Source organism: Ruegeria meonggei, assembly GCF_042768335.1.
Classification (GTDB): Bacteria; Pseudomonadota; Alphaproteobacteria; order Rhodobacterales; family Rhodobacteraceae; genus Ruegeria; species Ruegeria meonggei.
This window is the reverse complement of record NZ_JAXHBT010000002.1, coordinates 12156-38308: the sequence shown is the minus strand read 5'-3', so window position 1 is coordinate 38308 and position 26153 is coordinate 12156. Positions and strand designations below refer to the sequence as shown.

The following is a 26153-nucleotide window of genomic DNA, read 5'->3' as shown; positions in this document are numbered from 1 at the left end:
TTATATTGGTACGATATCGTACTTTATGAAGAGATCAACCATGCCCCTGTCCCGCCGCAAATCACTTGCCCTGATCGGAGGCGGCGCCATTTTGGCCGCTGCCGTGCCTTATGGTGGCTTTCTCGCCACGCGAACCCCAACCAAAGCGCTGGAGCCCTGGGCCAAGGCCGGCACCTATGACGATCCGCGGATGCGGGCTTTGTCCTACGCCCTGCTGGCACCCAATCCGCACAATCGCCAGCCATGGCAGGCAGGTCTGATCGCCGATGATGGCCTAGCGATCTACCGCGACAAAAGCCGCAACTTGCCGGTGACTGACCCGTTTGACCGGCAATTGACCATTGGAATGGGGTGTTTCCTGCAACTGATGGAGATGGCGGCGGCCGAAGAAGGGATTGGTGTGGAAACCGAACTGTTCCCTCACGGCGACGACGGTCCTGTAGCGCAATGCAGATTTGTGCCCCAAGCTGCCTCACCCAACCCGCTCTTTGCACAAGTGATGTTGCGGCGGTCGCATAAAGAAGCATTTGAAGATCGCAGGGTCACAGCACCCGAGGCCGCTCCGTTGCGGACCCATGCCCGGCTGTTTCTGGACGGCGAGAACCGCGATGCCATCCGACGGATCGCGCATGACGCCTGGATGGCCGAGGTGGAGACCCCGGCTGCATGGAAAGAAAGCATCGACCTGCTGCGCATCGGCAAGGCCGAGATTAACGCCAACCCGGACGGGATTGATGTCAGCGGATCTTTCGTGGAATCGCTGGCCCTGTTGGGCCTTGTCACACGTGAGGCGGCGCTGGACATCAACAACCCCAATGCCCGCGCCCCGATTGAAGACACCGCACAGGCCATTCTCGGAGCACCCGCCTATGCCTTGATCGTCACACCCGGCAACACCCGGTTCGACCAGATCGAGGCAGGGCGAAACTGGTTGCGTTTGAACCTTGCCGCAACCGGGGCAGGGCTGGCCTTGCGACCGGTCAGTCAGGCCTTGCAAGAATACCCAGAAGTGAGGTCATACTACGACGAGATACATGCGCGATTTGCCCCAAACGGTGAGACGGTTCAAATGCTGGGCCTTGTAGGGTATGGCACACGGACACCACGCACGCCGCGTTGGCCCATAGAGAACCGGATGAGAAATGCCTGAAAACAAAGTTGCTCTTTTTTTCCAAGTTTTCAATGAGGTTGGGATCATCGAGCAACTCAGCCGCGCCTTGCTTCAGGCGCAACTTCCCGCGGGGTTTCTTGTGTCCCATTTTAGCGTTCTCAATCACCTTGTCCGCGTTCAGGACGGGCGCACGCCGCTAGAGCTGGCGCGCGCCTTTCAAACCGCAAAAACAACCATGACCCACACTCTGGGCGGACTGGACAAGGCTGGTTACGTCGAAATGAGACCCAACACCGAAGACGCGCGGTCAAAGCGGGTCTGGATCAGCGACACGGGGCGTGCTTTTCGCGAACAGGCGATTGTCTCGGTCAAACCGGATCTGGAGCGTGTCGCCGCAGAGTTTCCTGCCGATCGCGTTCTGAACCTGCTTCCGGAATTGGAAGAGCTGCGCAAGATCATGGACCGTCAGCGCGACGAAAATTGATAATCCATCTATCGGCCACACACCGCAAGATACCTACCAGCTGATCCGTACCGGTGACATCGCCCAGACCATCGTCGCCTCTTTGTCCGTGCGGTTCCGAAACCGGTGCGCAATCACCGAAGGGTAGGAAAAACTGTCGCCTTGGCACAAGACGATCACCTCGTCCCCCAGACGCAGCTCAACCTCACCGGTTACGACAATCGCGTGCTGTTCGCCCTCGAACGTATAACCTTCGGTCAGCTCGGGCAGCGAACCCGCGCCGGGTGGGAACCGCGACAGGATCAAATAGCAATCCCCGGATAGGGTGCTGGACAGCAATTCATCCTCAAACCCCAATTCTGTTGCAGTTCGGGTATACATGCCAGAAAGGTTACGGCGGTTTCCGGCCCGCACCACATGCCTGCGCTCCAGGGGTCCCGTTCCGGCCTGTATCGGAAAGAACCAATCCAGTTCCACGCTCAGCGCGGCGCTGATTTCCCGCAAAAGTTCGGCCGACACTTTGGCCGAGCCGAGCTCGATCCTGCTGAGATAGGCAGTCGAACAAGACACCGCGTCCGAGAGGCCTTTCAGGGTCAGGCCCCGCGCCTTGCGCACTTCGCGGATTTCGCTGCCCAGCCGTTGGGCGTCAGTTTCGGGAAGGTCATTAATCATACATGCGGAATAAAAGATTTTAGTTGATTTTTCTACCCAAATTCAACTTAGTTGAAATTGAGAACGTAATTCAACTACTCGCAACAACCTTAGGGATCGTCATGCGCTTTGATTTGATTGCCAATTTCAGCCCCGGAGAGACGATTCCCTGGACCCGAACGCTTGAAATGATCCTTGAGCAATGCACGTTGGCCGAGCAGGCCGGGTTTACGACCGCGTGGTTCACCGAACATCATTTCGCCCATAACGGGTTCATGAACGCGCCGCCCAATCCGGTGCAAATGTGCACCCACGTGGCAGCCCATTGCAAAAAGCTGCGGGTCGGGACGGCACCGATCATCCTGCCCGATTGGCACCCGTTGCGCGTGGCCGAAGATGTGGCGATGTTGGACAATATGACCCTAGGGCGTGTGGATTTTGGCGTGGCAAAAGGCATCAACGAACGTTCAACGCTGCAGTTCAACAAGAATGCGGACCGGCGGGACAATGGCAAGGTGATGCGCCTGTATCAGGAAAGCCTTGAAGTCATTCTGAAGGCCTGGACCAACGAGGCTTTCACTCACAAGGGTGAATTCTATGAATTCCCGGTGCCAGGCTGGAAGGAAACCAACCGCTTTTTCGAACCTCTGGACCCGCGTTACCACGCTGAGGACGGCGAATACAAAGCGATGTATGTGCATCCGCGCCCCTATCAGGACGGCCACCCACCGGTTTGGTTGATGTCGAACGCACCGCCGACCTTCAAGCTTGCGGGCGAGAAAGGCTGGGGCGTGATCTCAATGTCCGCTGGACCCAAAAGCACACTGAAATGTTGGGAACCCTACCGTGAGGCGCTGTCCAAACGCGAAGGGCGTGAAGTGAAACTGGGCGAAGGTGTGGGCGTCTGCACCGCATTCTATGTCGGTGAGAGCATGGAAGAGGCGGACAGAACCATCCGCCCGGCGATCAACGCATATTATGAGTTCCTCGGCGGCTCGCGGCCTGCGGGCGAATGGACCAAGCATGGCTACCTGGATGTGGGCGAGGAGATGACCGCCGAGGACGAAGCGATGGACTGGTTCGATTTCCTCAACAAACGCGGCATCATCGTCGTGGGCGACGCCGCTTTTGTGACCGAACGCTTTGCCGAAAAACAAGAGACCATCGGGTTGGACCACCTGATGCTGATGCAGCAATACACCGGCGTTCCTTACGAGAAGATCCTGGCCAGCTGGCATCGCCTGTTCGAACATGTCGTGCCCAAATTCGGCACTGAATCGATCGCTCAGAAACGGGTGCTGGCTGATGCTTGAGATCTGGGGAAGGCCTTATTCGTCAAACGTGATCCCGGTGATCTGGACCGCCAACGAGCTGGGTCTGGACTATACCCTGCAATTGGCGGGCGGTAGCTTTGGCAAGCTGGACACGGACACTTACGCGCAGATCAACCCCAACCGCATGATCCCGGCGATCCGGGACGGGGATTTCGCGTTGTGGGAAAGCCTGGCCATCGTGCGCTATCTGTGTGATCGCTATGGGTCGGGCACGCTGAGCCCATCCGATGTCCAAACCCGCGCCGTGGCCGATCAGTGGATGGAATGGTCGGCAAGCCTGGCCTTCACGCCGGTGATCCAGCTGTTTTTCGCCACGGTCCGCACCCAACCGAACCAGCGCGACCCCGCTAAAATTACTGCTTTGCGGGATCAGGCGCACAAGGCACTGTCCGTGGTCGAAGGGCATCTGGCGGATCGTCCCTATGTTTGCGGTGACGCATTTACGATGGGCGATATCCCCCTTGGCTGCGTGGTGTATCGCTGTTTCACGGTCGAGGTTGATCGCCCACCCCTGCCAAATGTCGAGGCCTGGTATCAGCGCCTGGCGGATCGCCCCGCCTTTCAGGACCATGTCATGCGGCATTTCGGATCTAACCCGGATGAGTGGGCGGCCTTAGAAGAGGCGTGCGCCAGCGAAGGAGTACTGTGATGGATATCCGCGATTATCGATATGCGCTTGGCTCATTTCCTACCGGCGTCACAATCGTGACAGCCTATGACTGCGACCACCAACCCTGGGGGCTGACGGCGAACTCGTTCACTTCGGTCTCGCTAGACCCACCCGTGATATCGGTCTGCGTCGCCAAATCCGGCCGGGTGTTCCCTACCCTTTCCGGATCTGATCACTTTGCTATCAATATCCTGTCCGCCGACCAGAAAAATCTGGCGCTGCACTTTTCCAGCAATGTTGAAAACCGGTTCACCGATACGGACTGGACCCCTGGCCATGCGGCCCCGTTGCTGCCCGGTGCCTCAGCGCATCTCGATTGCACCGTTCATGACCGGATTGATGCTGGCGATCACGAAATTCTACTGGGCCGGGTGCTGGAGTATACGCACGCACCTGTGCCCCCCCTTGTCTATTGCCGCGGTAGCTTTTTCCCTGCGCCCCAGCCGGAGGCTTTGAGATGAGCAATCATCTGACTTATCACACCCGCTTTTCCCCGCCTGAGTTTGATGCCCAATATAACCTGCGCGCTGGTCGACCTGATTATGAAGAAACCGTCATTCCCAGCTGGGCCGCCGAAAGCGAAACCGCGCGCAGCACGCTCACATGCCAGATTGATAACCGCTATGGAGCGGGCGAAAAGCAAAAGCTCGACGTGTTTTTATGCGGTGACAGCGTGGCGCCAACGCTGGTCTATTTTCATGGCGGATACTGGCAACGCGGCGACAAATCTATCTACAGCTTTATTGCGCCACCCTTTGTAAACCAGGGTTTTAACGTGGTGGTGGTGGGATATGATCTGTGCCCCTCCGTCACGATCACCCATATCTCGGAACAGGCGCGCGAGGCGATGACCTATATATGGCGCAACGCGCAGGAGCTTGGGCTAAACCCTGACCGCATTACCGTGATGGGTCATTCGGCGGGCGGGCATATCACGCAGATGATGATGGCCACGGACTGGCCCACCTATGCCGCCAACCTGCCGGCGGATCTGATCAAGGCAGGCATCCCGGTTTCTCCGCTTAGTTATCTTGAGCCGGTGCGCCTGACCGAGGCGCTGAATGCAGGCATCCGCATGGACAAGGCCGAGGCTGAGGCGCAAAGCCCGATGACCAACCACCCTCCGGTCACAAAAGCCCCGCAACTGGTTGTGGTCGGTGGTGCGGAAACGGCTGAATTCCATCGCCAGGCCCACATGTATGTCGAGACCTACGGCGCCGACCGCCCGATGGGCCTTTATGTCGTGCCCGAGGTCGATCATTTTGACGAATTGAACGTGCTTGTTGATCCGGCAAGCCCCTTCTTCAAACACAGCTGTTACATGCTTCAGGGAAAAGGACCAAACCTATGACAGCACTGACCCAAGATCTGGTGGATTCCGTTGGCGACGCCTTCAACGCCAATGATATCGACGCCGTAATGAAGCATTTCGCGCCGGACGCGACCTTTGATCATGCTGTTGGCCCTGAAGAACACGGCGTGCGATTTGAAGGCGCGGACACAATCCGAAGCGTGTTCGCGGGCCTGTTTGACAAGGTGGAAAACGTCCATTGGCAAACGCTGGATTGCGCCATTTCCGGCAACAAGGCCTATTGCGAATACCGTCGCACGGCCACGCTTAAGGACGGTACGACAGAAGCGTTTCTCAGCGTCGATATCCTGACCTATCGCGACGGGCTGATCGTTCACAAGGACACGTACTACAAACAGCGCATCGGGTGAGAATGACGGATGGTCTGCGCGCCTGCAGACCATCCCCCTATTCTGCGGCCACGTGTAAGTAGCCGCGTTCAGAGTCTGAACCCTGCGCCGCGGCCAGCGCAGCTTTCCTGAATCGCCCCCGGTATACCAGCGCGAAAACTGGCGGGGTGAAGTAAAACGACACCACGGTCGACAACAGCACCCCTCCTGCTATGGCCACCGCAAAAGGCGGCCAGAACGCGCCGCCACCCAGGATCAGGGGCAAGAACCCACCAAAGGTCGTCACAGTGGTAGAGATGATGTGACGGCTGGATCCGGTTACAACCCGCGCCATGGCAGCCCTGTCACCGCGGCTGGCCTGCGGGTCCTGCTGCAGACCGGTCAAGATGATGATCGCTGCATTGATCGACACGCCGATTGACCCGATCACCCCGATGATGGCCTGAATGCCAAAGGGGAACTGCATGATGGCCAGCGACAGCATCGACAAACCAGCCGACAAAACGCAGACAACCAAAGTGACAACCGTCAACCGGAAAGAGTTGAAGGTCAGCACAATGGTGGCGATGGAAAGCGTGACAATCAGCCCAACCGAAGCCATCAGATTGCCTACAGTGCTGGACCGCGCGTCGCTGTCGCCGCCCAGAGACATGGTATAGCCCTGCGGCAGCACAAACCCCGACGCCTCCAAAGCCCGCAACACGTCCTGAAGAGCCTCTTCCGGCAATACACCCGGAACGATAAAGGCCTGTATGGTGTTTTCCCGAACCCCATCCGTTCGCGTGATGACGCTTTCTGCCGGTTCCATGACCGGTTCCGCCAGTTCGGACAACGGCACTGCAGGGAAGACCCCGGTGGCCGAAACCACGGCTGCATCTGGCAGAAGAATTGGCATGCTGACTATCGCGCTCAGATCCGAGCGGACTTCGTCCCCCAGTCGCACGCGTACGGGCAATTGTTCGGTGCCTTCGATCAGCGTTCCGCCAGTGATGCCGACAAGTGCGGTATCAAGCTGGCCCGCGATATCTGCAACGTCCAACCCCAGCAAACGGGCTTTGACTTCGTCAATCTCGAACCGGATCTGGGGATTGCCGCCATTGACGCTGGCGCGGGCCTGGGTCACCAGATCGAGATTGGCCATGATTGACCGAACCTCATCTCCCAGATTGCGTAGAACGGTGATGTCCTGCCCCTGAATTTTGACCTCAACCGGGGCCGCGACCGGCGGACCCTGCACCAGATTGCGCACGATGATCTGTGCATTGGTGAAATCCGTATCAAGGCGGCCTTGCAAGCCTTGCACCAGACGCGCCGCGTCGTCAGCGGTATGCGTGGTGATCATCGCCTGCGCAAACCCCGGCTCGCGCGAGCGGTTGCCAACGATGTTATAGTAAAATGCCGGACCGGACTCGCCAACGGTCCAATAGACACTTTTGACACCCGCATCGCTTAACAGCATTTCGTCGATCTGGCGCGCCGTTCTCTGCGTGCTGGCGATTGACGTGCCCCCGGGCATGTCGATTTCGATATAGAACTGATTGCGATCCACACCGGGAAAGAACTGCGCGGTCAGGGTGGGAAAGGCCGCAAAGCCCAGCACTGGCAGGACCAAAGCCAGCGCAACTGACCGAACCGGATTGGCGACAGACAGGCGAATTGAGGACTCAAACCACCGGGCAAGAACCGGAATGCTGATACCCCGACTCAGAGGTCCGGCATTGGGTTTGTCTGACAAGAACCACCCTGCAACCGCAGGGGTGACGGTCAGCGCAACAAACAAAGACCAGATCAGCATCAACACTACGGCGATAGCAATGGCGCCGACAAAGTCCCCAGCAGGTCCCGGCAAAAGGATCATTGGCATGAAAGCCAACGCTGTGGTGACGGTAGACGCCAACAAGGGCGCTGCCAGCCGTCGCACTGCATCGCGCACCGCAGCGGCACGGCCCATCCCCTCTTGCAGGCGTCGTCGGATCTCGTCGGTCATTACAATGGCCGCATCAACCAGCAATCCCAATGCCACGATCAGGCCCGTTACGGACATCTGGTGAATGGGCAACCCGATCATGTTCATTGTTGCAAGAGTCGCAAGCGAAACAACCGGCAGAACCAAAGCTACAATCGCCGCAGCCCTCACCCCAAGCGTGACGAACAGCACGGCCACCACAAGCGCTACGCCGATGGCCATGTTTCTACCGACCTCTGACAAGCGATCCGTCGTGTACTGGCTTTGGTCGAAAAGTAAGAGTTCCTGAACGCCCAGAGGCACCGAAGCAGCACCCGCGTCCAGCTCTTGACGCAAGAAGCCAGTCCAACGATCAATCTGCACACCATCCTGCGCCAAAACCCCGATCAGCACAGCGGGTTTGCCGTTGGCGAACGCGACAGCGGACCTTGGATCGCGCGCGCCCCGGTCAACGCGGGCAATATCGCCAAGCTGAACCACCGCGCCTTCGGCGCTTTCGCGCAAAACGATGTTTCGAATCCGGTCCAGCGTTTCAATCTCGCCGCTGATATTGATGGTCAGATCCACATCTGATTGCAGCCTGCCGGATTGAACCTTGCCATCAGCCTGAGAAATCCGTTGCGAAATCTCAACCGCGCTCAGCCCTAGCGCCGCTGCCTTGTCCATATCGACGCTGACCAGAACCTCTTCTTCGGGTTGGCCAAAATAATCGACGGCACGCGTGCTGGGAATGGCACGCAACCTGTCGCCCAAGCCTTCGGCATGACGCGACAGCAAAGTGACCGGATAAGTGGGACTGTCCGCCGCCACTGCGATAACAGCCGAATAGGCAGAGATGCCTTCTGCATCGAACTCGGGCGGCAGAACACCAGCGGGGAAGTTCTGCTGCGCATCGTCGACGGCATCCCGGGCTTCGGCCCATACCTGTTCGATTGCGGCCTCGTCCAATGTTTCAAGCAATTCGACCGACACCACCGACACGCCAGAGCGTGAGACCGAGCTGACTTCGTCGACCTCAGCGATCTTGCGCAACTCTTCTTCTATTTCGGCAGTGACCAGGGCCTCGACTCGTTCCGGATCTGCGCCAGGAAACTGTGTCGTAACGGTTGCAAAAAGATTGGTGATGGTTGGGTCTTCTTGCCGCCCCAGTGACAGGAACGAAGACAACCCCGCTGACACCAGAACCAGGATGATCAGCGCAACAAGTCTTGGGTGGCGAAAGGTAAGCGTTTCCATGATCTTCCCCGTCACTTCTGAGAGTCAAAGGCAACGTGCTGACCAACTGTCACGCGTTGTGGTCCCTGATCGATCAGGACGGTGCCCTCGGGAAACTCGCCGCGGACAAAAACCCGTTCATTCTCGGCATGCAGCACCTCGACCGTTGCCACGCGGACTGTTTTCTGTGTGTCCGCAACCAACAAGGTCCATTGACCCCGGCTCCCTTCTTTCAACGAAGTTGTAGGCACCCATGTCCCGTCGCTTTCCACCGGATCATTGATATGCACGCGGGCTGTCTGTCCAAACGTGACCCTCAGCCCATCCTTCAGGTCAAACACCGCGGTCCGCGTCCGGGTCAGCGGATCAATATCGGGGCGCAATGTATCAAGCTGCGCATGGAAGCTTTCGCCAGCTATTTCGATCTGAACGTCAGACAACAGCGCAGGATCAATATCCAGCGGGATGCCGATTCGGACCTGCGGCGAAACGATTTCAACCATACCCAGCACCAGGTCACCGGACCGCAATGTCTCGCCACCATCTACATGTCGGGTGGTAATTCGGCCTGCGAACGGCGCCTTAATGCTGGATTTTTCTATCCGAACAGTGACATCACGCAGGGCGGCGTCAAGTTCGCCCATCTTGGACAGCAATTCGTCCTGCAGCGCTATGGCCTCATCCAATCGAGCCTGGCTGGTAAATCCCTGCTCGATCAACTTGGCGTTACGTTTGACGGTCTTCTGGGCAAACACAAGCTGCGCCGCAATGGCATCGCGCGACGCCGTCAAGCGATCCCGCTCGACCTCCAACAAAGCGATATCCAACGTTGCCAAAAGCTGACCCCGGTCCACTTCGTCGCCCTCATCCACCATAATATCGCTAAGCGTTCCGTTCAGTTCAAATGAGATATCGGCTGCGCGTTTAGGCTCGACCTGGCCGATAAAGACGCGATCCACCAAGTAAGAGCTTTCCTGCCGGATCGGCGTCACCGACACCGGGGTCACGGCCGCTGCATCTGGTGCCGGAACGGCATTCGCGCGGCGCGACAGCTCGGACGCGCCGAAATACACGGTCCCCGCGGCGACAGCGATGACACTAACGGTCAGCCCCAGCCGAACGCCCCCGCGAAACAGTCGGGACGCCAAGCGCGGCTTGTCATTCGCAGCGATGTCGTTTTCAGAATTTGGCATGCGGCAACCTCATAAAGTTAGCATCTCTAACATATGTTAGAATTTCTTACTTTGACAAGGTATACGTGATCTGCAACATCTTGGATCATGAGCAATGGCCAAAAGAACCAAGACTATGACGCCGGATCACAGCCCCGGACGACTGGCAAGAAGACCTATCATCATGGGGACCTTCGTGCTGCCCTGATCGAAGCGACGCGCCAACTGGTCGAGGAAAAAGGGCCCGATAGCTTTTCGGTTTCCGATGCGTGCAGGTTGGCCGGGGTGTCTACGGCCGCGCCCTATAAGCACTTTAAAAACAAGACTGAAATGCTGGTCGCTGCAGTTTTGGAAGGGATGCTCCGGCATCGGACCAGAATGTTGGCCGCGTTGGAGGGTATACCCGAGGGATCACCCGAGCGCGTGACCGCGATAGGAATGGAATACGTATCCTTCGCCCTGCGCGAGCCTGGTATATTTAGCCTGAAATTCGGCGGCTTCACAGACCGGATCGCCGACCCCCGGCTTGAGGAAGGGGGGCAGCAGAGCTTCAACATCCTGCTGACCGAGATCGCAAAATGCTTGGATGAGCCGGGAATCACCGAAGAAGTCCGCCGTCGGGGGTTCCTGTTATGGAGCTTTGTTCACGGGCTGTCCTTCATCCTGCGCGAGCAGGGTCTTGCCGAAAAGGGTCAGGAGTTCGATCTGCATGACCTTCTGGAAGATGTCGCGCGCAGGATGCTGAACTGACCCCTGCCCCCAACCCACGGGACTATTCCGACGTAGATTGGGACGAATAGAAATACGCGATGGCCTGCGCACGGTTCTTGACCGACAATTTCTCATAAATGTTGGACAGGTGAAATTTTACCGTGTTGGTCGAAATCTGCAGGTCTTTGGACAACTCGCGGTTCGACATGCCCTTGGATAATGCCAAAAGGATCTCGCGCTCTTTGCGAGACAGGTTGTGGATCGGATCCTGCTGCATCTTACGCACATCGATGAACGGGAACACCATTTTCCCAGCTGCGACCTCGGCGCAGGTCTCCAACAGGTCCTCGACCTCGCCCGAGCGCGGCGAGAACCCGGCCGCGCCAGCCTGCATCGCCAAACGCGGCACGTCACCCGCGACATCGCCATAAACAACAAAGCGAGGTGCGTTTTCCTGTTCGCGCAGAACCTCGATCAGTTTGGCCGCGCCCAGAACAGGCAAAGTCCAGGCAATTACGCAGACCTGAACCGGCACGCGCATCACTGCGCCCAGAAACCCTTCGGCCGTGGCTGAGGTCGCCACCAAAGAGAATCGCGGATCGCGTTCAAAAATCTCTGACATCGCCGAAAGAACCAACGGGTTGTTGTCTGCCAGCATAACGTCAATCGGATGGTGCAAAGGCTCGGTCATTGTTTTTACGCCCAAAATTTAAACCTACTACCCAAAAGAATGGGTGCTTTTTCGGTATACTTCGGTATTCTTGCCTAATTGGGTAGGTTTTTCCCCATCCAAATAGATGCCCTAAAGCAGTAGTAAGTTACGTTGCGTACTGACGCAAGCAACGCTTTTCTGATCCTCAACGCGATGTTTGGGCGTGGGTTGCCACCCCGACGATTGAGGAGGATCGCACATGACTTTCCAGATTTATGCCCCGCTCGAGATTCCCGAGACGCTGGCGGCAGGTCCCGGACCGGGCAATACCGATGCCCGTGTGTTACACGCGTTTTCCAGCGCCGGGGTTGCGGATCATATGCAGGGCGATGTTCTGCGTGGCATGATCGAATGCAAGCATATGCTGCGCGAAATCTGGGGCACCGACAACACCTACACCTTCGCAGTCGCCGGGACCGGTTGGAGCGGGCTGGACGCGATGTTTTCCGCCGTCATGCCCGGCGACAAGGTCGTGGCATTTTCAAATGGCACATTCTCTGGGATCGACGCGCTAACCCTCAGGATCAAGGCCGCAACGCCACTGGAACACACGGCCAACCCGCTGGACCCGCAAGCCGCAAGCGTCACCGTCATCGAAATCCCGCACGGCCAGACGGTCACCAGAGAAGTGGTTGCGGCGGCACTGGCCGAACACAAACCAAAATGGGCTTTCATGGCACATTGGGAAACCGGCTCGGGCCGGGTCAATGATCTGCGCGGATTCTCGGATGCCTGTACGCAACACAATGCCATGGGTCTGATCGACGCGGTATCTTCGCTTGGCGCAGAAGATTTTTGCATTGATGATTTTCCCGGCATTGTCGGCTGGGCCTCTTGCCCGCAAAAGGGCCTGTGCTGTTTGCCGCTGACCTATGCGCCTGTCAGTTTCACAGACGCCTATATCGACAGCCTGAAATCATCCGGCGCTTACAGCTATGTCCACAACCCTATTTTTGAAGCCCGCCACTGGGGCATCGTCGATGGAAAGGACGTGGAAAAAGGCACCTATCACCGAACCCATTCCGGATATGCCGTCGCCGCCTTCCACGAAGCACTACGCCTGACCCTGCAAGAGGGGCTGACCAAGCGGTCGTCGTCTTACCGGACTCACGAAAAGGTCCTGCGCGACGCGGTAACCGCATTGGGATGCGAGGTGACATCGGATATGCCCAGCCTCGTAGTGTTGAACCTGCCCCCTGAACTGGCCGGGCGCGAAATGGAGCTGGTGCAAAACTGCCGGGCCCGTGGTTTTGGCATCTGGCCAACGCTCAGCGCGCCAGTACAGGTGCGCATTGGAATTCTCAACCAACTGAATCGTCAGGCCGTCAGCCGCATCGTGCGCTTGTTCGCCGAAGCCCTGCGTGAGCTGGGCGGTCGGGTGGATTTCGAAGAAATCGAGGCGCTGCTCGAAAGCCGCTACGGCACATCGATCGCCGCGTAATCGCGCTGCATCAACAGGAGGAATGCAGATGGACATTCATGAGTATCAGGCGAAAGAGGTTCTTTCGAATTTCGGTGTCGCCGTACCGTCGGGCGCATTGGCCTATAGCCCGGAACAGGCAGCCTATCGCGCCCGCGAGTTGGGCGGCGACAAGTGGATTGTAAAGGCGCAGGTTCATGCGGGGGGCCGCGGCAAGGCCGGTGGCGTCAAGCTGTGCAATACCGAAAACGAGATCCATAGCGCCTGCGACGAGATGTTCGGCCGCAAGCTGGTGACGCATCAAACCGGCCCGGAAGGCAAAGGCATCTACCGTGTCTATGTTGAATTTGCTGTGCCCATCGACCGCGAGATTTATCTGGGCTTTGTGCTGGATCGGTCCAGCCAAAGGGTGATGATCGTCGCCTCGTCCGAAGGCGGGATGGAGATTGAGGAAATCTCGGCCGAGCGTCCCAGCAGCATCGTACGTTCCATCGTCGAACCCGCCGTCGGCCTGCAAGAGTTTCAGGCGCGCGAGATTGCCTTCAACCTAGGGCTGGAACCCCGCCTGGTTCAACAAATGGTCCGGACGTTGCAAGGCTGCTATGCCGCCTTCAGCGAGTTGGATGCAACCATGGTGGAAATCAACCCCTTGGTTGTCACGGGTGACGACCGCGTTTTGGCACTGGATGCCAAGATGAGCTTTGACGACAACGCACTTTTTAGGCACCCCCAGATCTCGGAATTGCGCGACAAAAGTCAGGAAGACCCGCGTGAAAGCAGGGCGGCGGATCGCGGTCTGTCTTATGTCGGTCTGGACGGCAATATCGGCTGCATCGTGAACGGTGCCGGTCTGGCTATGGCCACGATGGACACGATCAAACTGGCCGGTGGCGAACCCGCCAATTTCCTGGATATCGGAGGCGGCGCCTCACCAGAACGTGTGGCCAAGGCCTTCCGGCTGGTGCTGTCTGACGACAACGTGCAGGCGGTTCTGGTCAACATTTTTGCGGGTATCAATCGCTGTGACTGGGTGGCCGAAGGGGTCGTTCAGGCGCTGCGGGAACTGCAGATCGAACTGCCCGTCGTCGTGCGCCTGGCTGGTACGAATGTGGAGGAAGGTCAGAAAATCCTGGCCCAGTCCGGCCTGCCGATCATCCGCGCCACCACCCTGATGGAGGCCGCTGAGCGCGCCGTGGGTGCGTGGAAAAGCGATTTGACTCAAAACACCAAAATGAGGGCTGTGTAATGAGTATTCTCCTCGACCGCGACACTCGCGTAATCGTTCAGGGCATCACCGGACGTATGGCGCGATTCCACACCATGGACATGCTCAATTACGGCACCAATGTTGTCGGCGGTGTTGTTCCCGGCAAAGGCGGTGAAACCGTCGAAGGCGTTCCGGTGTTCGACACCGTCAAACAGGCCGTTGAGACCACCGGCGCCGAAGCCAGCCTTGTGTTTGTCCCGCCCCCGTTTGCAGCGGATTCGATCATGGAGGCCGCAGACGCGGGCATCCGCTATTGCGTGTGCATCACCGACGGCATCCCGGCGCAGGACATGATCCGGGTCAAACGCTACATGTACCGCTATCCCAAGGATAAGCGAATGGTTCTGACCGGCCCAAACTGTGCCGGAACCATCAGCCCCGGCAAAGCGCTGCTGGGGATCATGCCGGGCCACATCTATCTACCTGGCAACGTCGGTATCATCGGCCGCTCGGGCACGCTGGGCTATGAAGCCGCAGCACAACTGAAAGAGCGCGGTATCGGTGTTTCGACCAGCGTCGGCATTGGCGGAGACCCGATCAACGGATCTTCGTTCCGCGATATTCTGGAAAGGTTTGAATGGGACGAAGACACCGAGGTTATCGCCATGATCGGTGAGATCGGCGGCCCACAAGAAGCTGAGGCTGCGGAATACATCCGCGATCACATCTCAAAACCCGTGATTGCTTATGTCGCGGGTCTGACCGCACCTAAGGGCCGGACGATGGGTCATGCGGGCGCGATCATCTCAGCTTTTGGTGAGAGTGCTTCAGAAAAGGTGGAAATCCTGTCGGCTGCCGGTGTCACGGTCGCTGAAAACCCGGCTGTCATCGGCGAAACCATCGCCCGCGTCATGAGAAAGGCTGCGTAATGGTCAAACCTTCGGTCCTTGTTACCCGTCGCTGGCCTGCTGCCGTCGAGGCGCAGCTGGCCGAAAACTATGACACCGTGCTCAATACCGGGGACAAACCGATGTCCCCGGCAGATATCCGCGATGCGCTAAAACGCTATGACGCGGTGCTGCCGACTGTCACAGACACCCTGAATGCCGAGGCGCTGGACGTCGACGGCGCACAGACCAAAATCATTGCAAATTACGGCGTCGGCTACAGCCATATCTGCGAGCCTTCGGCGCGCGAATTGGGCATGACGGTCACCAATACGCCGGACGTTCTGTCCGAATGCACCGCTGATATCGCTATGACCCTGCTGTTGATGGTCGCGCGCCGCGCGGGCGAGGGCGAGCGAGAGTTGCGCTCGGGCAACTGGACGGGGTGGCGGCCCACACATCTGGTCGGCACCAAGGTCAGCGGAAAGACGCTGGGCATCATCGGGTTCGGCCGCATCGGCCAGCAAATGGCTCGCCGTGCACATCACGGCTTTGGCATGAAGATCGTGGTGCAGAACCGCAGCCGCGTGGAGCCCGAACTGCTGCAGCAGTGCAATGCCACACAGGTGGATTCGGTGGACGACCTGCTGCCACAGTGTGATTTTGTCTCCTTGCACTGCCCCGGCGGGGCGGCGAACCGAAACCTGATCAATGCCCGTCGGCTGAACCTGATGAAACCCGACGCCTTTCTGATCAACACCGCGCGCGGTGAGGTGATCGACGAATGGGCGCTGATCCAGGCCCTGATGTTTGAAATGATCGGTGGTGCGGCACTGGATGTCTTTGACGGCGAGCCCCGCATCAGCCCCGATCTTCTGCAATGCGACAATCTGGTGATGCTGCCTCATCTGGGCAGCGCAACCCGCGAAGCACGCGAGGCGATGGGTTTTCGCGTTCTGGACAATCTGGGTGACTTCTTTGCCGGTCGCGCGCCACGGGATCGGGTGATCTGATGCAATCTCTGGCCCGGGATACCCAAGCTACGCCCGGCCCATCGGTCTATGCCGACGGGTTGCGGGATGAATTGTGGACACTGTGGCACAACATTTTGTTGAAGCGCGCGCCTCATGTCGCAAGTTGGGCCGAGGCTGCGCCGTTGGCGCCTGTCCCCACAGGCCCGGCCGCAACGCCGTATCTTCAGGCGCTTTCGATCTGGTTCCAGATTTTGCGCATCATCGACGAAAACGCCGAGGTCCGGAACCGCCGCCTAACCGAAACCAACAATGGGCCCGAGGCCGTCGAAGGTGGTTTTGCCCAAGCTCTGTCAGATCTGGCGCCAAGCATCGGTCAAACCGAAAAGCTGGCTAGTGAACTTCTGGCCGGACCCACCCTGACGGCGCATCCGACCGAGGCCAAGCGCGTCACCGTTCTGGAAATTCACCGCCGCATCTATCGCACTCTTGTAAGCCTGGAAACCCAGCGATGGACCCCGACGGAAAGGGCGGAACTGCTGTCCGGTCTGGAGGGTGAGATCGACCTGCTGTGGCTAACCGGTGAATTGCGCCTGTCCCGCCCCAGCCTGCACGACGAGATCGAGTGGGGCCTGCAGTTTTTTCGCGACGCGATCTTTGACGCGGTACCGCAGGTGATGGGCCGGTTCGATCAGGCCTGTCTGCAGGTTCTGGGTCAGACTCTGCCGGTGACGCCAAATATTCGCTTTCACAGCTGGATCGGTGGCGACCGCGATGGCAACCCCAACGTCACCACCGAGATGACCGCCCTCGCCCTGCAACGTGGGCGCGAGACAGCGCTTGATCTTTATGCGCGGACCCTTGACCAAGCTGCGGGGCGGCTGAGCATCAGCGCTTTGATCCTGCCTCTGCCCACCCCCCATGCCGCGCGGTTGCAGGCGATCATTGACTATGTGCCAGACGACACCCGCAATCCTAATGAGCCATTCCGGCAGGCGCTCAGCGCAGTGCGCCGACGGTTAACCGAGGACGGGTACGATCATATCTCGCAGTTTGAGAGTGACTTGGATGCGTTGGACGCGGCCCTGTGCGCCGTCGACGCCGATATCCTGGCCCAGCGACATATCCGGCCACTGCGCCGGGCGGCATCCGTATTCGGGTTCCGTACCGCAACGCTGGACATCCGCCAAAATTCGACCGTGACAACCAATGTTCTGGCCGAGATCTGGGCCCTATCCGGTTCGGTCCCTGATTATGGATCACCCCAATGGTCCGCCCGCCTGCGCGCCGAACTGGCCAACCAAAACCTGAAATACCACCCGCGCGATGACTTAAGTGACCAGGCCCAGGAATTGCTGGCCCTTCTGTCCCTCGTGTATGCTGCGCGTACGGGCCCCGACCCCAAGGCTATGGGGCCCTTCATCCTCTCGATGACCCGTTCCGCCGATGACATTCTGGGCGTCTACTTGCTGGCGCGCTATGCTGGGTTCGGGTCCGAGACATTGGATATCTCGGTGGTACCGCTGTTTGAAACCATTGCTGATCTGCGCAATGCCCCAGCAATCCTGCTGGATGTTCTGAATGTGCCCCTCGCCCGCCGCAGCCTCAAGACCGGCGGCACAATGATCGAGGTAATGCTGGGCTATTCCGACAGCGGCAAGGATGGCGGCTATTTCTGCTCGACCTGGGAACTTGAACGCGCCCAGCGTCGGATCGTGTCGGCCCTGGCGTCTCAGGGCTTTCGCGCGGCGTTCTTCCACGGGCGGGGTGGCTCGGTCAGCCGAGGAGGTGCACCCACTGGCCGCGCCATCGCCGCGCAGCCCAGCGGCACGATCGCCGGGCGTTTGCGCGTGACCGAACAGGGCGAGGTCGTCTCGGCCAAGTATGCCAACCGGGGCACGGCAGCGGCGCATCTGGAACTGCTGCTCTCCAGCACGCTGCGCCACAGCGCCAATCGGGCAGAAACCCCTGCCCGCCCAGAATTCGACGACGCGCTGGATGCATTGTCCGAACTGTCGCAAACGGCTTATGTCTCATTGCTGCAGATGCCGGGGTTTCTGGATTACTTCCAACAGGCTAGCCCGGTTGAAGAATTGGCACGCCTGAAAATCGGATCGCGCCCGACCCGCCGGTTCGGAGCGGCCAGTCTGGACGATCTGCGGGCCATTCCCTGGGTTTTTGCCTGGTCGCAGAACCGCCATCTGATCACCGGCTGGTACGGGTTTGGCGCGGCAATGGTCAGCTTTCGCAAGTTTCGCGGCGCACGTGGCGACGAGGTGTTGCAGGATCTGTTCCGGCATTCGCGCCTGTTCCGGCTGGCCGTCGATGAGATGGAGAAATCGCTCTATCAAACCGATCTGGCGCTGGCCGAGCAATACGCAGGACTGGTGCAGGATTCCGACATTCGCGCCCGCATTTTCGGGGCCATTACCGCAGAGCACGCCAATGCCTGTACCGCCGTGCAGTTCCTGATCGGCGGTCAGGCTATCGGCCACCGCTTTCCGCGCCTGTGCGAAAGGTTTGATCGCAAACGAGCCGAGTTAGCCCGTATTCATACGCTGCAGGTCGATCTGCTGCGCCAGTCCCGCACTGACCCGCAGGTAGGAACCGTTCCGGTGCCGCTTTTGCAATCCATGAACGCCATCTCGGCCGGCCTCGGCTGGACCGGTTGACCATTAGCAAGGAGTTTCGACGTGAATGCCCCCCATCGACGTGACGGTTTTTTCACCCAGTCCCTGTCTGAGCGCGACCCCGAGCTGTTCGGCTCGATCACATCCGAGCTGGGCCGCCAGCGCGACGAGATCGAGTTGATCGCGTCCGAGAACATCGTCTCGGCCGCCGTGATGCAGGCGCAGGGTTCAGTGATGACCAACAAATACGCCGAAGGCTATCCCGGTCGGCGTTATTATGGCGGTTGCCAGTTCGTCGATGTCGCCGAAAACCTGGCCATCGACCGGGCCAAGGAACTTTTTGGCTGTGGCTTTGCCAACGTCCAACCAAACTCGGGCAGCCAGGCCAACCAGGGCGTGTTTCAGGCGCTGATCCAGCCCGGCGATACCATTCTGGGCATGAGCCTGGACGCCGGTGGCCACCTGACCCATGGCGCGCGCCCGAACCAGTCGGGCAAGTGGTTCAACGCCGTGCAATACGGCGTGCGCAAAGAAGACAACATGCTGGACTATGACCAGGTCGAGGCGCTGGCCAAAGAGCATAGCCCCAAGCTGATCATCGCCGGAGGCTCGGCCATCCCGCGCCAGATCGACTTTGCCCGCATGCGCGAAATTGCCGACATGGTCGGTGCCTATCTGCACGTGGACATGGCGCATTTCGCCGGTCTGGTGGCAGCAGGCGAACACCCCAGCCCCTTCCCGCATGCGCATGTGGCGACCACCACCACGCACAAGACCCTGCGCGGCCCACGTGGGGGCATGATCCTGACCAATGATGAAGATATCGCTAAGAAAGTGAATTCAGCGATTTTCCCGGGCATTCAGGGCGGCCCGCTGATGCATGTGATCGCGGCCAAGGCCGTGGCCTTTGGCGAGGCGCTGCGGCCCGAGTTCAAGGACTATATCAAACAGGTCGTGACCAACGCGCAGGCGCTTTCGGATCAGCTGATCAAGGGCGGTCTGGATACGGTTACTCATGGCACCGACACCCATGTCGTGCTGGTCGATCTGCGACCCAAAGGCGTGACCGGCAACATCGTCGACAAGGCTTTGGGCCGAGCGCATATCACCTGCAACAAGAATGGCGTGCCGTTTGACCCGGAAAAGCCAACCGTCACCAGCGGCATCCGCCTGGGGTCGCCCGCCGGCACCACCCGTGGGTTCGGTGAGGCTGAGTTCCGCCAAATCGCCGACTGGATCATCGAGGTGGTCGACGGCCTGGCCGCCAATGGCGAAGACGGCAACACCGCCGTCGAAGCCAAGGTCAAGGCCGAGGTCGCAAACCTCTGCGCCAAATTCCCGCTCTATCCAAACCTGTAAGACGAAGGACCCAAACACCATGAGCTTTCATTCCATCGACCAAGCCCCCGCCCGCCTCAACCGCAGCGAGCTGGCCGTACCCGGCAGCCAGCCCGGCATGTTCGAAAAGGCGGCGCAATCGGATGTGGACGTGATCTTTCTTGATCTGGAAGACGCTGTCGCGCCGGACGAAAAAGAACAGGCGCGCAAGAACATCATTGAGGCGCTGAATGATATCGACTGGGGCGACAAAACCATGTCGGTGCGCATCAACGGGCTGGATACACATTACATGTACCGCGATGTGGTCGATGTGGTGGAACAGGCTGGCGCACGTCTGGACCTGATCATGATCCCCAAAGTTGGCACCGCCGCTGACGTCTATGCCGTCGACATGATGGTCACACAGATCGAGGACGCAAAGGGTTACAAGAAACGCATCGGGTTCGAACATATCATCGAAACTGCCCTGGGCATGCAAAACGTCACCGAAATCGCAGGCGCGTCAAAACGCAATGAAAGCCTGCATTTTGGAGTTGCGGATTATGCGGCCTCGACCCGCGCGCGTACTACTATCATTGGCGGCGTGAACCCGGACTACGCGGTCCTAACTGACCCAGATGGCGAGGCCAACCGCGCCACCCATTGGGGCGACATGTGGCACTACGCGCTGGCGCGCTTGGTAGTGGCCGCCCGGGCAAACGGTCTGCGCCCAATCGACGGTCCATTTGGTGATTTTCAGGACCCCGAAGGCTATAAGGCTGCCGCCAAAAGGGCCGCAGTTCTGGGCTGTGAAGGCAAATGGGCAATACACCCCAGCCAGATTGAACTGGCCAATCAGGTCATGTCCCCCGGGAACGCCGAAGTTACCAAAGCCCAGCGTATTCTGGAAGCAATGGCCGAGGCCGAAGCCTCGGGCAAGGGTGCGGTGTCGCTGGATGGCCGCCTGATCGACTATGCCTCGATCCGTCAGGCCGAGGTTATGGTGGAAAAGGCCCGGCAAATCGCTGCGGCCTGAACAAGCCATGACAATACGATCGGCGCATAATGCGCCGGTCAGACCGAGGGCAGCGGTGCGTTGTCCTCGACCCGAAACCGGTTGATCCGGCGGCGATCCTCGCTTGGACTTAACCCAAAGGCGGATCGGTAATGCGTCACTAGGGGCGCAACCGATCCATAGCCGATGGCGGCGGCGATCTCGGGTATGGGGTCTTTGGTATAAACCACCATCTGCCGCGCGGCTTTCATGCGCATGGCGCGGTAGTAGTGGCTGGGGCTTTGCCCTGTCGCCTGTTTGAAGGCCCTTTCGATCTGACGGGGCGTGACGCCTGTCTGCCGCGCCACCTCGGCGACTGAAATCGGCTGGCTCATATCTGCCGCAAACAGCGCGACACAGCGGGACACCAGCGGCGGCATGCTTTCACCCGTGCCTTGCATGTTGGCTTCGGGCACTTGCTGGCGCACCCCGGCCCCGCGCATCATTGGGTGCTGAAACCAACACGCCACCTCATGGGCGACATCCCCGCCCAACCGGTCCTGTATCAGGTGCAGCGCCAGATCAAACCCCGCCGCCGCGCCAGACACGGTATACCGGTTGGCCGTTGTGACAATCACCTCGCTGCGGGCGTCCATGTCCGGAAACTCGGCCTCGAATGCGGCCTCGTAACACCAATGAACTGATACCGGATGGCCTTGCATGACCCCTGAGCGCACCAGCGGAAAAACTCCGCCACTAATCCCGCCCAGAACCGTACCGTGACGGCCCAGGCTGCGCAGCGCCCCATTGCCTGTTCCCGGCGTATCGAACCCAGCGGTCGGACTGCTGAGCAGGAACAGGATGTCAAATCCCTTACAGTCGGAGAGTTTCTGTTCCGACTCGAACCGAACGCTGGCGCTGGAGCGGACTTTTTGTCCATGCTCGGTGACCAAAGACCAGCTGAACGCCGCTTGCCCCGCGATTTCATTCGCAGCCCGCAAGGGTTCAATCACCGAAGTCAGGCACGCCATCGGAAAGCCGTCAAACAGCAAAAACCCAATCTGCGTTCTTTTCTCTGCCAGCATGATAATATTCCTATCAGGAAAAATGGGTGCTAAGGTAGCCTGAATTGGAATGGGTATAACGCTGCACCTGTTTGTGGAACCAGTTTGGACATGTGTAGCAAGGCACTGAAAGTAAGAAATTGACCAAAAACGACACAGAAATGGTGACCAATCTGACCCAAGATCCGCATTCCGTGCGGACCGGTGAACGAGAAAAAGTTCTTGAGGTTGCAATCGGGCGCGAAGTCCGTGCCTTCCGCAAGCAACAAAACATCACAGTGGCAGAACTGGCCCAGCTGACCGGTTTGTCAATCGGCATGCTGTCCAAGATCGAGAATGGCAACACCTCACCCTCGCTGACAACGCTGCAATCGTTGGCCGATGCTTTGTCCGTGCCGTTGACCAGCTTTTTCAGACAGTTCGAAGAACGCCGCGAGGCCGTGCACACCAAAGCTGGCGAAGGAGTCGAGCTTGAACGTGAAGGCACCCGCGCTGATCATCAATACAACCTATTGGGCCATATCGGAGCGAACGGATCGGGTGTGATTGTCGAACCGTACCTGATCACCCTGACGGTCGAATCCGATGTATTCCCAACATTCCAGCATGGCGGGATTGAGACAATCTATATGCTGGAAGGCGAAGTTGACTACCGGCATGGAGATCAGATTTACCCGCTGAAGCCCGGCGATACCCTGTTCTTTGACGCTGATGCCCCGCACGGGCCCGAACGGTTGGTCAGTCTTCCGGCCCGCTATATTTCTGTGATCAGCTATCCGCAGACGAACTGATCACCTTGCGCAGCTGATACTCGGTCGGCTCGGTATAACCCGTATGTGTGCCCGTGTTGACGACGGTGAAACCAAGCCTTGAAAACACTCGATGGATTTCGTTCAGTTCCACCCGCGTTTCCAGTTCCAACGCTGGCAGCCCCAGCACAATAGCCCGGCGTTCCGCGTGATCTACCAATGCCCGACACAGGCCGTGCCCGCGCCTGTCCTCGCGCACGGCCAGTTTGCCCAGATGCAGCGCCGTGGGTTTGGGTGTCAGGAACATGCACCCGACAGGGGCCTGCCCTATGGCCCAGACCTCGCCGCCCTTGCGGCAATGAGCCTGCATGCTGTCCACCGTCAGATGATGCACTGATGAGGGTGGATCAATGCGCCCGTCCATGTCCTGAAAGGCCGCCCGCACAAGGACAAGTACGTCGTGAAGGGCCGGGTCATCTGCGGCCACGCGCCAGAGGTTTGTGTCCGGCTCCGTCACATCACTCATGGCCCTTCATGGCAGGATCCTATTTTGACAGGGGCGGTTCCGTTTCCAAGTCCGGCCAGATACCCGGTGAGGTAGGCAGACCGTCGTCAAACTGGCTCAGATAATCCAGCATCATCGGCCGGTTGTCGATGAAACCTTTATAGGTCGCCAGTTCCTCGGGCAGATCGCGGATCACACGGTGCAGGCGGCGGCCCCATTTGGGCACTGTCATCAAGTCCTGGAAATTACACAGGTAACACCGGATCGGGAACACCAGCGCATTGGATCGCGGCAGGCGAAAAAAAGTCTGCAGCTCGACCCGTAAATGCTGTTTTTGGCTAAAGTTCTCAGGTGTTAGCGTGGTCTTTTGAATGCCCCATTCATGGTAGTTTTCCGGGCTGGTATCCAGCAGCGGATTGACGGTCATGGTCCAGTTCAACCGGCGCGCAGGCGCTCCTTGCTGAATGTTCAGCAGAAACTTCAGCGCGCGCTGAAAGATACCCATCTCATGGGCTTTCGGTACTGGCGCATGCCATTCAAAAAAGTTCATTCCAATGTCGAAATCCAGGCTCCAGTCGGCCTGTGTGGTTACCATGCCGGCGTCCATCCACAGCATCTCGTCGCGCTGATCGAGAACCGCGAAATCACCCTGTGCCTGCCGGGTAATGTACTCCATCGGACCATACGGCAACGTAGTTTCATCCATGAAGGTAAAGCTGTGATCAATGCCCATCGGCTTGTTGATCCAGCGCCACTGGTTGCCGTTTCGATGCAGCTCGAACAGGTCGGGATAATCCTCGGATTTACTGACCATGATCAGTTCCAGCAAATCCCAGCCCGCCAGAGTCATATGCGGCAGCGACTGGCACCGCAGCGGATCCTGATCCAGAACCAGCGCACGGTCCTTCATCTCGGACACGTAATGCTCGTCAACATCAAACCGCATCTCGTAGACAGAGCCCTTCGGCCCGCCGCGGTGTTGCTCCATGTTCACCGAGTACATGTAGCTGTCTTCATGGAACGGGAACGGAAAGCGTTTGATCGCCCAGTCCGAGTTGTGGAACGTATAGTCGTCGCGAAAGGATTCGTCGTTGAATTGAATGGTCATGTTGGGCTTCCTCTCAGCGGTCCAGAACAAGGGTCTTGCCCTCGAAACGCGATACGCAGGGCATGATTTTCTTGCCGGCGGCCTTTTCTTCATCGGTCAGCCAGTGGTCGCGGTGCACAAAATTGCCCGCGTGATCCAGAACGACGGTCTCGCACTGGCCACATGCCCCGCCGCGGCACAGATAGGGTGCATCCACACCTTCACGTTCGATCGCTTCCAGCAGGCTTTCGTTTTCACCCACATGAACAACCTTGTCCGATTGCGCCAGGCGAACCTCGAACGGTTTTCCGGGCTTCGGGGCCAAAAACTCTTCGTAGTGGATGCAGTCGGCCGGCCAGCCCTCGGTCGCTGCGGTGTTGCGCACCCAGTCGATCATACCCTTGGGTCCGCAGACATAGACATGCGTGCCAAGAGGCTGGCCGCTCAGCAGGTTCTTCAGGTCGATGGCCTGGTTCTGATCGTCGTAATACAGGCGCGTTTCGTTGGGATACCGACCCGTCAGATCATCGGCGTAAGACGCCAGTGCATGGTTACGGCAGGCATAGTGCAGCTCCCATTGGCCGTGCAGAACATCCAGCTGTTTGATCTGGGCAAGGAAGGGCGTGATGCCGATGCCTCCGGCCAGAAACAGATGTTTGCGCGCCCGCAAATCCAGCGAAAACAGGTTGACCGGATAGCTGATGGTCATCTCATCGCCCAGATTGACCTGACGGTGCATGAACAGCGATCCACCCCGGCCTTCGTCGTCGCGGCGTACAGAAATAGTGTACGAGGACTGATCGAACGGGTCCGACATCAGCGAATACGGGTTCAGCCGGGTGACAGGGCCGTCGTGCATCTCGACAACCGTATGGGCACCGCCCGAAAAAGTAGGCAACTGTCCGCCATCGACGCGTTCGAACCGAAACCGTGTCACCAAATCGTTCAGCGGTGTGATTTCGGTCACTTTGACCTGGATTTTCTCGGCACCACTCATTCGTAAATCCCCCTTGGCTCGGGCACGTTACCATGATCTTCGGCATCAACGCGCACACCCTGATAGGCGGCCAAACGGCGTGAGTAGTGGTCGCGAACAAACAGGTTCAGCCCACAATGGGCGCAGACAAAGGGATCAACCTCAACATCTTCGGTGATGCCTTTGCAATGCACACATTGCATTCGGCGTCCGATAGCTCCGCGATGCTCGGTCTGGATGGCGGTATGCGGAATGCCGACCGCCATCGCTTCGTTCATGGCCTGACCCATCATGCCTTCGGTACCGGTCAGATAGACCTGTAGACCCATATGGGCGTCTTCAAGAACCCGGCGGATGCGTTGCAGTGCGGCCGCATAAGATGGGCCTTCGTAGAACTGCGCCGGATTCAGCGCCCGCAACCTGGCCGAATGATCAGTGTGGCGCGGAATGTAGATGATATGCGTAGCCGCCATCATCCCCGGTGTGGCAATGTCGAGCACTGCCTGAGCCCCTTCAGCCTCGGCGATTATGAGGTGATGTTCGCCCGGGCGAACCTCTAGCGTGCCCCAGACAGGGCGGCTTGCGATTGACTTGGGAAATTCGAACTTTGACATTGTGCCCTCGGATAGTAAAAAGG

General features: G+C 58.7%; 25 protein-coding genes. 16 read left to right on the top strand and 9 right to left on the bottom strand.

Annotated elements, in window-relative coordinates; genetic code table 11:
• The first annotated feature begins 40 nt into the window (after positions 1–40).
• Together SJY13_RS20305 and SJY13_RS20300 are read left to right on the top strand one after the other, a co-directional pair.
• Entirely contained in the window at positions 41–1150 is a 1110-nt protein-coding gene (locus SJY13_RS20305; protein ID WP_377193796.1) for an Acg family FMN-binding oxidoreductase, read from the top strand.
• Positions 1143–1595 carry a MarR family winged helix-turn-helix transcriptional regulator gene (locus tag SJY13_RS20300; protein ID WP_377193794.1) on the top strand — a complete coding sequence of 151 codons (453 nt, stop codon included), beginning with the start codon at positions 1143–1145 and terminating at the stop codon, positions 1593–1595. Before SJY13_RS20305 ends, SJY13_RS20300 begins: the two co-directional genes overlap by 8 nt.
• Before the next feature lie 33 nt (positions 1596–1628).
• Here the strand turns inward: SJY13_RS20300 and SJY13_RS20295 are convergent, their stop codons facing one another.
• Positions 1629–2246, bottom strand: coding sequence for a helix-turn-helix domain-containing protein (locus SJY13_RS20295; RefSeq protein ID WP_377193792.1), 618 nt, complete (start codon positions 2244–2246; stop codon positions 1629–1631).
• Between the two features lie 101 nt (positions 2247–2347).
• On the opposite strand from SJY13_RS20295, the gene SJY13_RS20290 reads away from it, so the two are divergent.
• Genes SJY13_RS20290 through SJY13_RS20270 form a run of 5 tightly spaced genes read left to right on the top strand, consistent with a single transcriptional unit; the run spans position 2348 to position 5951 of the window.
• Positions 2348–3538 (top strand): LLM class flavin-dependent oxidoreductase, encoded by a 1191-nt coding sequence (locus tag SJY13_RS20290; RefSeq protein WP_377193790.1) that lies wholly within the window; start codon positions 2348–2350, stop codon positions 3536–3538.
• Entirely contained in the window at positions 3531–4208 is a 678-nt protein-coding gene (locus SJY13_RS20285) for a glutathione S-transferase family protein (protein WP_377193788.1), read from the top strand. Before SJY13_RS20290 ends, SJY13_RS20285 begins: the two co-directional genes overlap by 8 nt.
• Entirely contained in the window at positions 4208–4690 is a 483-nt protein-coding gene (locus SJY13_RS20280) for a flavin reductase family protein (protein ID WP_377193786.1), read from the top strand. The genes SJY13_RS20285 and SJY13_RS20280 overlap by 1 nt, the downstream gene beginning before the upstream one ends.
• Positions 4687–5580 (top strand): alpha/beta hydrolase, encoded by an 894-nt coding sequence (locus tag SJY13_RS20275; protein WP_377193784.1) that lies wholly within the window; start codon positions 4687–4689, stop codon positions 5578–5580. Before SJY13_RS20280 ends, SJY13_RS20275 begins: the two co-directional genes overlap by 4 nt.
• Positions 5577–5951: a nuclear transport factor 2 family protein gene (locus SJY13_RS20270; protein WP_085822043.1), complete on the top strand. Its 375-nt coding sequence runs from the start codon at positions 5577–5579 to the stop codon at positions 5949–5951. The genes SJY13_RS20275 and SJY13_RS20270 overlap by 4 nt, the downstream gene beginning before the upstream one ends.
• Before the next feature lie 37 nt (positions 5952–5988).
• On the opposite strand, the gene SJY13_RS20265 is transcribed toward SJY13_RS20270, so the two are convergent.
• On the bottom strand, positions 5989–9132 hold the full coding sequence (locus SJY13_RS20265) for an efflux RND transporter permease subunit (protein ID WP_377193782.1): 3144 nt from the start codon (positions 9130–9132) through the stop codon (positions 5989–5991).
• 11 nt (positions 9133–9143) lie between these two features.
• Complete coding sequence (locus SJY13_RS20260; RefSeq protein WP_377193780.1) at positions 9144–10304, bottom strand: efflux RND transporter periplasmic adaptor subunit; 1161 nt, start codon at positions 10302–10304, stop codon at positions 9144–9146.
• Between the two features lie 87 nt (positions 10305–10391).
• On the opposite strand from SJY13_RS20260, the gene SJY13_RS20255 reads away from it, so the two are divergent.
• Positions 10392–11033 carry a TetR/AcrR family transcriptional regulator gene (locus tag SJY13_RS20255; protein ID WP_377193778.1) on the top strand — a complete coding sequence of 214 codons (642 nt, stop codon included), beginning with the start codon at positions 10392–10394 and terminating at the stop codon, positions 11031–11033.
• Positions 11034–11055: 22 nt separating this feature from the next.
• On the opposite strand, the gene SJY13_RS20250 is transcribed toward SJY13_RS20255, so the two are convergent.
• The gene (locus SJY13_RS20250; protein WP_234995162.1) at positions 11056–11685 is read right to left on the bottom strand and encodes a response regulator transcription factor; all 630 of its coding nucleotides are present in this window, start codon (positions 11683–11685) and stop codon (positions 11056–11058) included.
• A gap of 220 nt (positions 11686–11905) precedes the next feature.
• Between SJY13_RS20250 and SJY13_RS20245 the strand changes: the two genes are divergently transcribed.
• From SJY13_RS20245 to SJY13_RS20215, 7 genes are read left to right on the top strand one after another with little or no spacing between them, the layout of a single operon-like run.
• Complete coding sequence (locus SJY13_RS20245; protein WP_377193776.1) at positions 11906–13147, top strand: aminotransferase; 1242 nt, start codon at positions 11906–11908, stop codon at positions 13145–13147.
• A 28-nt stretch (positions 13148–13175) separates the two neighbouring features.
• Positions 13176–14372, top strand: a complete 1197-nt coding sequence (locus SJY13_RS20240) for a malate--CoA ligase subunit beta (protein ID WP_377193774.1) — start codon at positions 13176–13178, stop codon at positions 14370–14372.
• Positions 14372–15262: a succinate--CoA ligase subunit alpha gene (gene sucD, locus SJY13_RS20235; RefSeq protein WP_377193772.1), complete on the top strand. Its 891-nt coding sequence runs from the start codon at positions 14372–14374 to the stop codon at positions 15260–15262. Before SJY13_RS20240 ends, sucD begins: the two co-directional genes overlap by 1 nt.
• Entirely contained in the window at positions 15262–16233 is a 972-nt protein-coding gene (locus SJY13_RS20230; RefSeq protein WP_377193770.1) for a 2-hydroxyacid dehydrogenase, read from the top strand. The genes sucD and SJY13_RS20230 overlap by 1 nt, the downstream gene beginning before the upstream one ends.
• On the top strand, positions 16233–18863 hold the full coding sequence (locus SJY13_RS20225; RefSeq protein WP_377193768.1) for a phosphoenolpyruvate carboxylase: 2631 nt from the start codon (positions 16233–16235) through the stop codon (positions 18861–18863). The genes SJY13_RS20230 and SJY13_RS20225 overlap by 1 nt, the downstream gene beginning before the upstream one ends.
• Before the next feature lie 21 nt (positions 18864–18884).
• Positions 18885–20180 (top strand): serine hydroxymethyltransferase, encoded by a 1296-nt coding sequence (glyA, locus tag SJY13_RS20220; protein ID WP_377193766.1) that lies wholly within the window; start codon positions 18885–18887, stop codon positions 20178–20180.
• A 19-nt stretch (positions 20181–20199) separates the two neighbouring features.
• Entirely contained in the window at positions 20200–21177 is a 978-nt protein-coding gene (locus tag SJY13_RS20215; protein ID WP_377193764.1) for an HpcH/HpaI aldolase/citrate lyase family protein, read from the top strand.
• 38 nt (positions 21178–21215) lie between these two features.
• Here the strand turns inward: SJY13_RS20215 and SJY13_RS20210 are convergent, their stop codons facing one another.
• Positions 21216–22220 (bottom strand): GlxA family transcriptional regulator, encoded by a 1005-nt coding sequence (locus SJY13_RS20210; protein ID WP_377193762.1) that lies wholly within the window; start codon positions 22218–22220, stop codon positions 21216–21218.
• Positions 22221–22360: 140 nt separating this feature from the next.
• Between SJY13_RS20210 and SJY13_RS20205 the strand changes: the two genes are divergently transcribed.
• Positions 22361–22990: a helix-turn-helix domain-containing protein gene (locus tag SJY13_RS20205; RefSeq protein WP_377194616.1), complete on the top strand. Its 630-nt coding sequence runs from the start codon at positions 22361–22363 to the stop codon at positions 22988–22990.
• Here the strand turns inward: SJY13_RS20205 and SJY13_RS20200 are convergent.
• The 4 genes from SJY13_RS20200 to SJY13_RS20185 are packed head-to-tail and all read right to left on the bottom strand — an operon-like array spanning position 22968 to position 26130.
• Positions 22968–23474, bottom strand: coding sequence for a GNAT family N-acetyltransferase (locus SJY13_RS20200; RefSeq protein ID WP_377193760.1), 507 nt, complete (start codon positions 23472–23474; stop codon positions 22968–22970). The genes SJY13_RS20205 and SJY13_RS20200 overlap by 23 nt on opposite strands.
• Before the next feature lie 19 nt (positions 23475–23493).
• Positions 23494–24561, bottom strand: a complete 1068-nt coding sequence (locus SJY13_RS20195) for a heme-dependent oxidative N-demethylase family protein (RefSeq protein ID WP_377193758.1) — start codon at positions 24559–24561, stop codon at positions 23494–23496.
• Between the two features lie 13 nt (positions 24562–24574).
• Entirely contained in the window at positions 24575–25537 is a 963-nt protein-coding gene (locus SJY13_RS20190; protein WP_085824918.1) for a PDR/VanB family oxidoreductase, read from the bottom strand.
• Positions 25534–26130 (bottom strand): dimethylamine monooxygenase subunit DmmA family protein, encoded by a 597-nt coding sequence (locus SJY13_RS20185; RefSeq protein WP_377193756.1) that lies wholly within the window; start codon positions 26128–26130, stop codon positions 25534–25536. Before SJY13_RS20185 ends, SJY13_RS20190 begins: the two co-directional genes overlap by 4 nt.
• Positions 26131–26153: the final 23 nt, after the last annotated feature.